Genomic DNA, 12351 nt, shown 5'->3' on the forward strand with positions numbered 1-12351 from the left:
TGCCACAAAGAGGATCCTGGCCTGAGTTACTGCAAAGATAAGCAACACTCATCGATGACCGTCATGGCGAGCGCCTAAAGTTGCCCCGGATAACCAAGCCAGGACTGCGTTGTCAGTTATTGAGGCGCAGGGGCGCGGGCCAGCAATCGGCGGGCTTGCAGCATCACAGGCAAATCGATCATCCGACCGTCAACTTGAACTGCTGCACCGCCCGAGGCTGCATCCGCCTCCAACACGCGCCGAGCCCATGCCACCTCATCCGCCGATGGAGCAATGCATCTATGGACAACCTCAATCTGGCGCGGGTGTATACACAGCTTGCCTCCAAACCCGAAACGAAGAGCGCGAAGCGTGTCCCTCCGCAGGCTCTCGTCATCGGCGATGATGACCGTCACACCATCCACAGCAGGTGCCAGTTGCCCCAGGCGGGTTGCCATGGCGACCGCAAATCGCAGCGGTGCAAGTTCAAGCTCGTCCTCTGAACCAAGTAGGCCCGTGTCGGCCATGAAGTCGATGTGACCAATAACCAGCCTCAGCACGCCCGCTGCACATGCAATTTCGGAGATGTTGGCATAGCCGGCTGCGCTCTCAATCAGTGGCAGGATCGGGATACCCGGTAAGACCGCTCGCACTTCGGCAAGCGCCAAGCCCGATTCCGCCTTCGGCACCATTACGCCGGCGAGGCCGTCGAGGCTCGAAAGCCACTGAAGATCATCCAGTCCTATCGGCTGATGTGGTGCATTGATACGCACCACCAGTGGTACCTCCAGCACCTGTAATCCAGCCCACGCCTTGCTGATACCTTCACGCGCAAACGACTTCGCTCCAAGGGGAACACTGTCTTCTAGGTCGAGCACCACAGCATCCGCACCGCTGCGCAGAGCCGTCTCGAAGCGTTCAGGCCGGTTGCCGGGAACAAATAGAAAGCTCCGGGCTGATGCAAGCAAGTTTTTCATAGTCAGGTATCCAAGCAATTCAGAGCCACTGGCAAGTCATTCAATGCCACCAATCCCCTCACCTCAGTCGAGGGAAACTTTTGAGCTCTTAACGATGGCCTGCCATCTCTTAAGGTCGTCAGTCAGCAAGGTGGCCAGCTCAGCCGACGTGGAGGCGGCAGGCTCCGCACCCTGCTCCTTCAAGCTCCGCGCGACGATGGGATCTGCGAGTACCTCTTGGAGAGCTTGGTTCAGGCGGCCGAGGATCGGAGCGGGCAGCCCCTTGGGCGCAAACACGCCGAACCAGGAGTCCACGTCCATGTCTTTTAGGCCGCTCTCCCTGGCTGTGAGCAACTGAGGAAAGAGAGGGGATCGCTGAGCTCCGGTGACGGCGATCGCGCGCAGCTTTCCTGATTTGATGAAAGGCAGCGCCGCTGGTATGGTCGAGAACATCACGTGGATCTGACCCGCCATCAGGTCCGTGAGCGCGGGGGCCGCGCCCTTGTACGGCACGTGGGTCATCGAAACGCCCGCCTGCTGCGACAGCATTTCCCCCGCAAGGTGAAATATGCTGCCAGGACCAGCCGAACCATAGTCCACCTTGCCAGGATTAGCCTTCGCGTAGGCCACCAGTTCAGGCAAGGTCTTGACTGGAAGGCTCGGGTTGACGACCACCACATTGTTGACGCGCGCAACGAGAGATACCGCATCGAAGCTGTCCACGGGATCCCAGGAAAGCTTTCGATATAGCGATGGATTGATCGCATTCGTTCCGTTGTAGCCCATCAGCAAGGTGTAACCATCGGGCTTGGCTTTGGCGACGACGGCCGCACCGATGTTGCCGCCAGCACCGCCGCGATTGTCGACGATCACAGGCTGGCCCAGCTTCTTGCCTAGACCATCCGCCACGATGCGGCCGAGGATGTCGGTGGTTCCGCCTGCCACGAAGGGCACCACGAGGGTAATGGGCTTATTGGGAAAGTCCTGTGCAGAGGCAAGTTGCGCAACAATCGGTAGCGCAACAGCCAAGGCCAGCTTGGCAGTTGCGGCGAGAACGAATCGACGAGATGTAGCGGGCATGGTGTGTCTCCTATGGTTATGGTGGGTCCTCGGGCCTCCAGCGTGCGGCCCGTGCTCTGCTTCTTCGAAATGGCGTGAAAGGACGTCTAGAACGACGCTTCAGCCTGCATGGACACGGCGCCGTCCGGCTGAGCGGTCCACAGCGTCAACCCTTCGCCACTCGGCGCCGCATTGACGGTAAGCGGTGTGCCGAGCAGGTTGGGTTGCACACCGCGGTAGCGGAACGTCCGAACCGGCCGCGTCCCCAGGCGTGATGCCAGCCCCGCCAGGACGGTGGCCTGCAGCGGGCCGTGCACGACCAGATTGCTATAGCCCTCGACGTCGCGGCAGTAGTCCACGTCGTAGTGGATGCGATGGCCGTTGAACGTGAGCGCTGAGTAGCGGAACAGCATCGTGGATGTCGCCTCAAACGGCTCGCTGTGGCTCGGTGTCGGCATGCCGACCGCGGCAGGACGCGATGCACCGGGCGGCGTGGGCTGCTTGTAGACGATGTCGTGGTCTTCAGTGATCACCACCTTGTCGGCATGGAGGATCTCGTGCCGTACTGTGACAAACACCAGGTCACCGCTGCGGCCTCGCTTGTGCTCGACCGAGGTGACGACGGAGCGTTTGCGCACGCTGGCGCCCAGCGCCACAGGTGCATGGAATTCGAGGCGGCCACCCGCCCACATCCGGTTGGCCAGCGGCACCGGCGGCAGGAACCCGCCCCGGGCGGGGTGGCCATCGCGGCCAAGCTCATTGGCGGGCAGTCCAGCGAGGAAGTACAGCCAATGCCACAACGGCGGCAGCGGTACGCCAGCCTCGAACTGCGCCTGCGGCAGTCCGAGCGTGGCGGCCATGAGGCGGGCATGGCGCACCGATAGCGTGTCTTCGGTGATCGACTCCAGGCCAATCCAGGCCCGGAGGAAATCCAAATTGATAGCATTGCCATCCGTGGTATTTGGTGTGCTCATGGAGTGACCTCGTGTCATGCGGGAAGAAATTCGGCGCGCACTGAAGCGCCATGCTGGTTCAGGACAGGCGCGGCGGCGAACCATCCGCTGTCCCACGGCGCCCGGACCGGCGGCGCGACCAGGTCAAGCTGCTTGTCACCAACGTTCATGGGCCAGGTCCGCAGGGCGGGATGCTGAGCCATCTCGGCGACGGACCGCACCTGGCCGTAGGCCGTGTTGGCTGCTTGCAGGTTCAGCAAGGCCAGGGGCAAATCGAGCTCGGCAAACCTCTTGGCGATGAGTTCGTTGAGTTCCTGACGGTGCTGCACGCGCAGGTTGTTGCTGCCGAATCGTTCGTCCTGCGCCAGAGAACCCTGCCCCAGGAAGGATTCGCAGAAGTTGCGCCATTCGCGCTCGTTCTGGATGCTGATGACCACGCTTACGCCATCGCGAGTGGCGAAGGCTCCATAGGGAGCGATGGAGGGGTGTTGCAGGCCTTGGCGTGTGGGGGCTCCGGCACCGTAGACTGCATGGACGTACGGCACCGTCATCCAGTCGGCAGCGCCGTCGAAGAGCGAAACGGAGATGCCACAGCCCTTGCCGGTCCGTTCACGCGAAGCCAGGGCGGAGAGGATGCCAATCGTTGCGTTAAGACCTGCCCCAATGTCGCAGATCGATACGCCGATACGGCCGCAGGCTTCGGGGGTGCCGGTAATACCGGCCAAACCGCTCTCACATTGCACCAGCAGATCATAGGCCTTGAGCGTGCTGGCGGCACCCTCGGCACCATAGCCACTGACGTCGCAGGTGATGAGCCGGGGATGGAGCTCACGCAGCGTGTCGCTGTCGAGCCCTGCACGGACCAATGCGCCCGGGGCGAGGTTCTGCACGAAGACATCGGCATTCGCCAGCAAGGCGTCGAGCACCGCACGGTCATCCGGCTGCTTGAAGTCCAAGACCACCGATTCCTTGCCGCGGTTGGTCCAGACGAAATAGGAAGCCTCGCCATTGGCCGCACGATCGTAGCCACGAGCAAAGTCGCCTTCGGGGCGTTCGATCTTGATAACTCGGGCGCCCATCTCGGCCAATCGGCACGTCGCCAGCGGCGCTGCCAGCGCTTGCTCCAAGGTGACAACCAGGAGCCCCTCCAGCGGCTTTAGGCTGCCTGCGGCTGGCTCCTGTGATTTGATATTTTCCAAAAATTTATGTTTCATGCCCTACAGTTTTGTCTCGAAAAAATAGGGAAACAAGCGATATCTGTCAAACTATGATTTTGTTATAAACAAAATCTCATGCTCATGACTGAAGTTGCAAACCGATACGACCATGAAGATTGGGAGCACGTGAATGCGCTATGACTTGACAGATTTGAGGGTCTTCCTAGCGGTGGCCGAAGAACAGAACCTCTCGCGCGGTGCAGCTCGTTGCTATTTATCGCCGTCTTCGGTAAGCCTGCGCCTCAAGGGACTCGAAGACGCCATCGGAGTCCCTTTGCTTCGCCGGCGTTCGCGCGGTGTCGAACTAACCCAGGCAGGCACGGTGATGCTGGAGCATGTACATCGCTGCCTAGCGCAACTTGAGCAGATGCACGCCGACCTTTTGCCATTCGCCCAAGGCATCAAGGGCCGTATCACCCTGTTTGCCAACAACAACGCCATCAGCAGTCACCTTCCCGCCGACCTAGCGCGCTTCTTCGCACGCCAGCCGGCAGTGCGAATAACCCTGGAGGAGCGGCCGAGTGCGGAAATCGTGGCAGCAGTGGTTGCGGGGCGCGCAGATCTCGGCGTGGTGGCGGTAGACCAGCCGCATCCAGAGTTGCGCTATTTGCCCTACAGAGAAGATGAACTGGTGCTGCTGGTACCGCTGTCGAGTCCGCTGTCTGCGCACGACTTCTGCGATTTCAGCGCATGCCTGAGCGAGCCTTTTGTCAGTCTGCAGTCTGGTATGGCACTGCACACGTTCCTAGTCAATCATGCGATCGCACTGGGAGCAAAGCTGGATGTCCGAGTGCAGGTATCGGGCTATCGAGCCATCGCCCAACTCGTCGCATCAGGCGCAGGCGTTGGCATCGTGCCACGCTCGGCTCTCGAAGCCACTGATGTGCAGCATCTGGCAATATTGACTCTGAAAGAACCTTGGGCTATGCGCCATCTGCAGATCTGCCTGCGCGAGCAGACTTTCAGCAGCGCTTTTGTTGTGCAGTTAATCGACACGTTGTGCGAACTCCATCCAATTTCCCTAGGGAAGGTCTGCACAACACCCGCCGCACCGTGAATTGATGCCTTTGATTTCAGATGGCGGCAATTTCAGGCTTGCGAGGTCCGTGTCGAAGCTGATTCGGCCCCGTTTCGGGGCCCTGAGGTACCTTGCAGACGCACTCATCCCCGCATCTCCTGCAGCAACGCTGCGCCGCACCATCCACAGGTTGGACAGCGCGAATAGCGTGTGCTGCTGAGCAGTGTTTTTGGCAAGACCCAGATAGCGCACCTTCACATGCCCGAACTGGCGCTTGATCACCCTAAATGGGTGTTCGACCTTGGCGCGGATACGCGCCTTGGCCTGCTCGCACTGGTACAGGATCGTGCCCATCGGCGTGCTCTTGTCCAGCACCCTGCGCTTACCCGGCCGCATGTATTGACCCAGTGAAAACCTGCTCAGGTGTTAACGTCGAAAGGAAGACACCGTGAGTACGTTGATGGACGAAGAGATCAAGCGCTGGACAGCCAAGCGCAAAACGGCGCTGGCGCTGGAGATCATCCAGGGCAAGACCAGCGTATCGGAGGCGAGCAGGACGTATGACCTGCCGCCCTCGGAGATTGAGAACTGGGTGGAGGACGGCCGCAAAGGCATGGAGAACGCCCTGAAGGCCAACCCGCAGGACGTGCGCGAGCAGTACGAGCGTCAGCTCAAGGAACTGCAAGAGGCGTACGGCGAGGCGATGCTGGAGCTGCGTGCCAGAAAAAAATTGTAGTCCCTGCTGGGCGAGGACGAGAAGTGATCGAGACGATCCGCCAGGGACTGCAACGCCTGCAGCGCGTTCTTGATCATCGACGCGCAGAGCGTGAAGAACACGGACACGGCGGGCCTGAAGGGCTATGACGCGGGCAAGAAGGTCTCGGGCATCAAGCGCCATATTGCGTTGGACACCCATGGCTTGCCGCACGCGGTGGCGGTGACGACCGCCGAGGTGACGGATCGCAAAGGGGCATTGCAAGCACTCAAGCCCTGCCTGGGACGAGTGCAAAGTGTGCTGTGCGACAACGGCTACGTGGGCCAGCCCTTTGCGCAGGGCGTACAAGAGATTCTGGGTGATCACGTAACGGTGCAGATCGCCAAGAGGAGCGAGATGCACGCCTTCAAGGTCATGCCCAAGCGCTGGATCGTCGAGCGCAACTTTGCGTGGTTGGACAAGAACCGGCGGCTGTGGAAGGACTGCGAACTCTGGCTCAACACCAGCTTGCAGTTCGTCCACCTGGCATTCTTGGCCCTATTACCCAGAAGATCGTGAACACGTTCTTAGACGGCAAGAACGTTCCCCCAGGATGCTTCGAATGCAGCTCCACTGCACAGGGATACGCCCCCCTATGAGCCATCAACATAGGCTGTATGCATTCCATTGATTAGTTTTTTACAATGGATATTACATTTTCATTTATATAAACTAAAAAAACTTCAAACACATATCCAAGCCAAGGAGACCCCCCCATGAGCAATCAAACCAAGTGTCCTTTCCACGCCGCAGGCGGCGCCCGTGCCACGCACGCAGCGCGCTCCAATTCCGATTGGTGGCCCAACCAGTTGAACCTATCAATCCTGCATCAGCACCAGCCGGCGTCAAACCCCTTGGACGAGGGCTTCAGCTATGCCGAGGCCTTCAAGCAACTGGACTTTGCGGCCCTCAAGCAGGACCTGGCCGCCCTCATGACCGATTCGCAGGACTGGTGGCCCGCTGACTGGGGCCACTATGGTGGCCTGTTCATCCGCATGGCCTGGCACAGTGCCGGCACCTACCGCACGGCCGATGGCCGCGGTGGCGCGAGCACCGGCAACCAGCGCTTTGCCCCGCTGAACAGCTGGCCCGACAACGGCAACCTGGACAAGGCCCGCCGACTGCTCTGGCCGATCAAGCAGAAGTACGGCAACGCCATCTCGTGGGCGGACCTGTTCATCCTGGCGGGCAACGTGGCCATGGAAACCATGGGCTTCAAGACCTTTGGCTTTGGTGGCGGCCGTGCCGACATCTGGGCGCCTGAGGAAGACATTTACTGGGGTGCCGAGGCCGAATGGCTGGCCACCAGTGACAAGGCCAACAGCCGCTACAGCGGCGACCGCGACCTGCAAAACCCACTGGCCGCCGTGCAGATGGGCCTGATCTACGTGAACCCCGAAGGCCCAGACGGCAACCCCGACCCGGTGGCCAGCGGCCGCGATGTGCGCGAAACCTTCGCCCGCATGGCCATGAATGACTACGAAACCGTGGCCCTGGTGGCCGGCGGCCACACCTTTGGCAAAGCCCACGGCGCAGGCGACCCCAAGCTGGTGGGTCCTGAGCCCGAGGCCGCCCCCATGGAGGCCATGGGCCTGGGCTGGATCAACCAGCTGGGCACGGGCAAAGGCATCCACACCACCACCAGCGGCATCGAGGGCGCCTGGAAGCCCAACCCCACGCAATGGGACATGGGCTATTTCACCGTGCTGTTCAAGTACGACTGGGAGCTGGTCAAGAGCCCCTCGGGGGCGCACCAGTGGCGCGCCAAAGACTGCGCCCCGGAAGACATGATCCCCGACGCGCACGATCCGTCTATCAAGCACGCGCCCATGATGACCACGGCCGACCTGTCGCTGAAGTTCGATCCGGCCTACGAGAAAATCTCGCGCCACTTCCTGGCCCACCCCGAAGAATTTGCCGACGCCTATGCCCGTGCCTGGTTCAAGCTGACCCACCGCGACATGGGCCCCAAGAACCTGTACCTGGGCCCCGAAGTGCCGGCCGAAGACCTGATCTGGCAAGACCCGCTGCCCGCCGTGGACCACGCCCTGATCGACGCGGCAGATGCCACGCAACTCAAGGCCCGCGTGCTGGCCAGCGGCCTGACGGTGAGTGAGGTGGTATCGACCGCCTGGGCCTCGGCATCGACCTTCCGGGGCAGCGACAAGCGTGGCGGTGCCAACGGCGCCCGCGTTCGCCTGGCCCCCCAGAAGGACTGGGAGGTGAACCAGCCCGCACAACTGGCCAAGGTGCTGGCCGTGCTGGAAGGCATTCAGCGTGACTTCAACGCCAGCGCCACGGGTGGCAAGCAGGTGTCGCTGGCCGATCTGATCGTGCTGGCCGGCAACGCCGGGGTCGAGGCCGCTGCTAAGGCCGCAGGCCAGAGCGTGGACGTGCCCTTCCACCCCGGCCGCACGGACGCCACGGCCGAGCAGACCGATGCCGAATCATTTGCCGTGCTGGAGCCGCAGGCCGATGGCTTTCGCAACTACCGCAAGGCGGCGTACCGCGTGTCGCCCGAGGAAATGTTGGTGGACAAGGCCCAGTTGTTGACCCTGAGCGCACCGGAGATGACCGTGCTGGTGGGCGGCCTGCGGGTGCTGGGAGCCAACCATGGCGGAAGCCAGGCGGGTGTGTTCACCCAGCGCCCAGGGCAGCTCACGAACGACTTCTTCGTGAACCTGGTGGATATGTCCACCGCATGGCGCCCCATCGATGACAACGCCTACGAGGGCCGCAACCGCCAGACCGGCGCCGTGAAGTGGACGGCCAGCCGTGTGGACCTGGCCTTCGGCTCCAACTCGCAATTGCGGGCCATTGCCGAGGTGTACGCCCAAAACGACGGCCAGGCCAAGATGGCGCGCGACTTTGTGGCCGCCTGGACCAAGGTCATGGAGCTGGACCGCTTTGACCTGAAATAAGGCCAGCGCCTTGCCCCGTAGCCCTGCCCTAGCGGGGCTTTTTTATGGGGCATTGAGCCGGCTGTGCGTTGAAACCCTGCTCATTTGGTCAGGTAAGCGGTATGTCGCCACGCGAAAGCCGCTGGCCCAGGGCATGGCCGCCTATGCCCTGGGCCAGCACGGTACGGTCGTGCCAGCGATGCGATCGCAAGCCCTCTTTGGCCTGTCCCTCTTTGACCACCTCCCACATCAAAGAAAACGTGCCGGAATGGCTCGACAATATTTCCCCGACTGTGAAAAGCCGCCGGTGCGTTCACTATAAGCCCCAGCTTGCTATTGAACTGAATGGCTTGGACACTACGAGCCACACTGGCCGCCAAATGGCGGAATTTCTCGTCCATGGCCTGACTGCGCTAAGTGAAAGCGGCCACCGGGTCCGGTGTGAAGCCTGCAATCGCATCCCAACGCGCACTATCAAAGGGCTACATTTTTTGAGCGCTGCCCCATGAAATCAGCCACACGACGGTCTGGATTCCAATGGCCCCTGAGAGGGGATTGGACGATGAAAAAGCGATTCACCGAGTAACAGATTATTGACCTTGTGCGTGTGGCCGATGCCGAGCTGCCGTTCTAGGAGCTGTGCCGCAAGCATGGGTTCTCTGGGCCCAGCTATTACGCCTGGAAGGCCAAGTTCAGCGAAATGGACGTCTCGGATGCCCAGCTGAAGTCCCCTCGAAAACCTGAGCCACCCGGAACTAGAGAATTCCCCCAGCAGGAGTCTCTACGTGAAGAAATCCAGATTCAGCGAAGCCCAGATAGTCGGCATCCTCAAGGAGGTCGAGATGGGTGCCAAGGTCGGCGAGACGTGCAGAAAGCACGGCATCAGCGAGCCGACGTACTACAAGTGGAAAAGCCAGTTCTCGGGCATGACGGTCTCTCACCTGGCGCAACTGCGCCAGCTGCAGGACGAGAACGCCAAGCTCAAACGCATGTACGCCGACCTGGCGCTGATGCACCACGCGCTCAAGGATGTCGTTGATCGAAAGCTCTGACCCCGGAGCGTGCGAGATGGTCGTTCGTGCCCTCGTAGAAGAGCACGGCATGAGCCAGCGACGTGCCTGCCAGGCCAGCGGCATCGCCCGCTCCACACTGCGCTACAGGCCCGTTGCACGCGACGCCTGCGGGGTCATCACCTTCATCCAGGCCCACATGGCACTGAACCCGCGTCACGGCTTCGGCTTGCTGTACGACAGTGCCCGCCACCAGGGCAAGCCTTGGGGCAAGACGGTGCTCTGGCGTGTGTACAGCAAGCTGCGGCTGAACCTGCCCCGCCGGTGCAAGAAGAGGCTGCCTGCGCGCGTCAAACAGCCCCTGCACGCGGCAGCTCAACCCAACCAGGGATGGAGCTGCGACTTCATGGCCGATGCGCTGTGGTCGGGGTGGCGCTTGAGGACCTTCAACGTCATCGACGAGTTCAATCGCGAGGGCCTGCGCATCGAGGTCGATACCAGCCTGCCGGCTGCGCGGGTTATCCGGGCCCTGAACGAACTGGTGGAGGTGCGTGGTGCGCCACTGTCGATTCGCCTAGACAACGGACCCGAGTTCATTGCCGATGCGTTAGCGAAATGGGCGCAGTCCAAGGCATTGCCCTTAACTATATCCAGCCTGGCAAGCCCACGCAGAACGCCTATGTCGAACGATTCAACAAGACCTACCGTACCGAGGTGCTCGATTGCTACGTCTTTGACAGCCTGCAGGGGGTGCGTAACATGACGGCCGACTGGCTGCTTCGCTACAACCACCATCGCCCCCATGAAGCCCTCAGCCGCATCCCACCGGTCGAGTACCGTGTCAAACTGTTCCCTAGCCTCTGCTTCTGGCTGGCTCAGGAATTCGAGGGGACTTCAAAGCCCAAGTCTTCATCTGAACTCGCTGACTGACCTACTACCTGCACGGGAAAGACGGCTTGGCCGTGGATGAGATCGGAAAGGTCTGCGTCAACGGCCAGGCCATCAAGGCCGCGCGCGAGTTGCGCGCGGGCGACACCGTGGCCCCGCCAGGGCCGGGTGCCGCGCACGGTGGTGGTGCGGGGCCTGAGCAACTTCCGCGGTCCCGCGCCCGTGGCACAGCAGCTCTACGAGGAAACGCCCGAGAGCATCGCCGAGCGCACCCGGGCCACCGAGGCCCGGCGCCTAGCCCCCCCGAGCCCGCCGCCAGCCTACGCGAGGGCCGGCCCACCAAGCGTGACCGGCGCAGCATGGACGCGATCGCTGGAGCGCGTCGCTCGACGACGAACGCCCGCCCGGGAAGTCCCAGCGTTCCTCAGCGCGTGGCCAGCCCGCGCCGCACCAGCCAGTCCTGCACCAGGGCGGCGATCTGGTCGGAGTTGCGGTCCATCATGATCATGTGGCTGTTGCCACGTATGCCTTGCGCCGGCAGGTCGATCTCGTCTATCTGGCCGCCCCTGGCCTTGACGGCAGCAATCATCTTCTTCATCGGCACCTGGATGCCCTGCCAGCGCGGGGTTTCGCGGATCTTGTCGCCCCAGACGAATAGCAGAGGCACCCTGGCAAGCGGCGCCACGTCCACATTGTCGGGATCGAGCGCGCCGGAAGGCTCGACGCCGACCACCGCCTTGATCTTGTCCGGATACCGGTTGGCCAGCGTGTACGCGAAGGTGCTGCCCTGGCTGTGCACGGTGATGACGCAAGGGCAGACCTTGTTCACCAGCGCATCGTAGGCGCGCAGGGTAGGCTCGTCGTTGGTGACCCAGCGCGGCACGCCCTGCTTCATGAACTGGTCGAACGCTGCGATGGGGAACTGCGTGTCGGGATAGGCGCGCCGGCTGGCGGCGCTGTCGTAGCTGTCGGCCGGGCCGATGCGGAACAGCTCCCACCCCTCCTTCTTGGTGCGGAACACCGGATCGCTCTTGAAGATCTCCGGATAGCGCGCCCACGAGGCGCGGCCGCGCTCTACCGCGTCGGAGACGTAGACATCGTGGCCGGCGGCGACAAAGTACATCTGCCAGCCCGGCTGGCCGTCGGGCTTGGTCTCCCAGGTAACGCCCGTTAGGCCGCCGCCGTGCCACATCAGCATCGGATAGCGCGCACGCCGGGACTGCGGGGCGAGCTTGACGTACTGCGTGTACATCTGCTCGACCTCGAACTCGCCATTGGGATCGAGCAGCGTGGGCGGCGAGGTGGGCGTGAAGCGCACCTCCTTCTTCGGCAGCCCGCTCAGCGTGACCGAGCGCCCGCCGGTGTGGAAGCTGCCGATCTCGGCCACCGCCACCGCCTCCTGGCCTGCCACCGGAGCCATATGCGCGCTGCCGCAGCCTGACAGCACCGCCGCGCAGGCTGTCACGGCGGCAATCATTATTTGTTTGTACATGTTCGTCTCCCTATGATGTTTCGACACTTTGCCTTGTATTGGCACTCTCGATCACACCGATTCAGACCTATAGGTATATAGGACAGGTCATCGATACGCTTTGCAAGTACTATTTGAAGCAACTT

General features: G+C 61.9%; 8 protein-coding genes and 5 pseudogenes. 7 read left to right on the top strand and 6 right to left on the bottom strand.

The window, feature by feature from the left end; translation table 11 throughout:
• Positions 1–116: 116 nt before the first annotated feature.
• From G7047_RS22680 to G7047_RS22695, 4 genes are all read right to left on the bottom strand, one after another.
• Complete coding sequence (locus G7047_RS22680; RefSeq protein ID WP_166310232.1) at positions 117–956, bottom strand: CoA ester lyase; 840 nt, start codon at positions 954–956, stop codon at positions 117–119.
• A 63-nt stretch (positions 957–1019) separates the two neighbouring features.
• Positions 1020–2015: a tripartite tricarboxylate transporter substrate binding protein gene (locus G7047_RS22685; RefSeq protein ID WP_166310234.1), complete on the bottom strand. Its 996-nt coding sequence runs from the start codon at positions 2013–2015 to the stop codon at positions 1020–1022.
• A gap of 86 nt (positions 2016–2101) precedes the next feature.
• Positions 2102–2968: a MaoC family dehydratase N-terminal domain-containing protein gene (locus G7047_RS22690; protein ID WP_166310236.1), complete on the bottom strand. Its 867-nt coding sequence runs from the start codon at positions 2966–2968 to the stop codon at positions 2102–2104.
• Between the two features lie 14 nt (positions 2969–2982).
• A complete protein-coding gene (locus G7047_RS22695; protein WP_166310242.1) occupies positions 2983–4161 on the bottom strand; it encodes a CaiB/BaiF CoA-transferase family protein in 1179 nt (392 codons plus the stop codon).
• A gap of 133 nt (positions 4162–4294) precedes the next feature.
• On the opposite strand from G7047_RS22695, the gene G7047_RS22700 reads away from it, so the two are divergent.
• Complete coding sequence (locus G7047_RS22700) at positions 4295–5221, top strand: LysR family transcriptional regulator (protein ID WP_166310244.1); 927 nt, start codon at positions 4295–4297, stop codon at positions 5219–5221.
• A gap of 120 nt (positions 5222–5341) precedes the next feature.
• Here the strand turns inward: G7047_RS22700 and G7047_RS22705 are convergent.
• Positions 5342–5578: pseudogene (locus G7047_RS22705) on the bottom strand (transposase); the annotation flags it as partial.
• A 52-nt stretch (positions 5579–5630) separates the two neighbouring features.
• Here G7047_RS22705 and G7047_RS22710 point away from each other — a divergent pair.
• The 6 genes and pseudogenes from G7047_RS22710 to G7047_RS31205 form a co-directional block, all read left to right on the top strand.
• Positions 5631–5918 (top strand): transposase, encoded by a 288-nt coding sequence (locus G7047_RS22710; protein ID WP_166310246.1) that lies wholly within the window; start codon positions 5631–5633, stop codon positions 5916–5918.
• Positions 5919–5972: 54 nt separating this feature from the next.
• Positions 5973–6455, top strand: a pseudogene (locus tag G7047_RS22715) (IS5 family transposase); the annotation flags it as partial.
• A gap of 197 nt (positions 6456–6652) precedes the next feature.
• Complete coding sequence (gene katG / locus G7047_RS22720; RefSeq protein WP_166310248.1) at positions 6653–8857, top strand: catalase/peroxidase HPI; 2205 nt, start codon at positions 6653–6655, stop codon at positions 8855–8857.
• A 616-nt stretch (positions 8858–9473) separates the two neighbouring features.
• A pseudogene (locus tag G7047_RS31550) lies at positions 9474–9566 on the top strand (transposase); the annotation flags it as partial.
• 55 nt (positions 9567–9621) lie between these two features.
• Positions 9622–10776 (top strand): annotated as a pseudogene (locus G7047_RS22725) (IS3 family transposase).
• Positions 10773–11128 (top strand): annotated as a pseudogene (locus G7047_RS31205) (RNA-binding S4 domain-containing protein); the annotation flags it as partial. The pseudogenes G7047_RS22725 and G7047_RS31205, both read left to right, overlap by 4 nt.
• Before the next feature lie 30 nt (positions 11129–11158).
• Here the strand turns inward: G7047_RS31205 and G7047_RS22735 are convergent.
• Entirely contained in the window at positions 11159–12226 is a 1068-nt protein-coding gene (locus tag G7047_RS22735) for an esterase (RefSeq protein ID WP_371813819.1), read from the bottom strand.
• Positions 12227–12351 lie beyond the last annotated feature (125 nt).

This window comes from Diaphorobacter sp. HDW4A, assembly GCF_011305995.1.
In the GTDB taxonomy this organism is placed as follows: Bacteria; Pseudomonadota; Gammaproteobacteria; order Burkholderiales; family Burkholderiaceae_C; genus Diaphorobacter_A.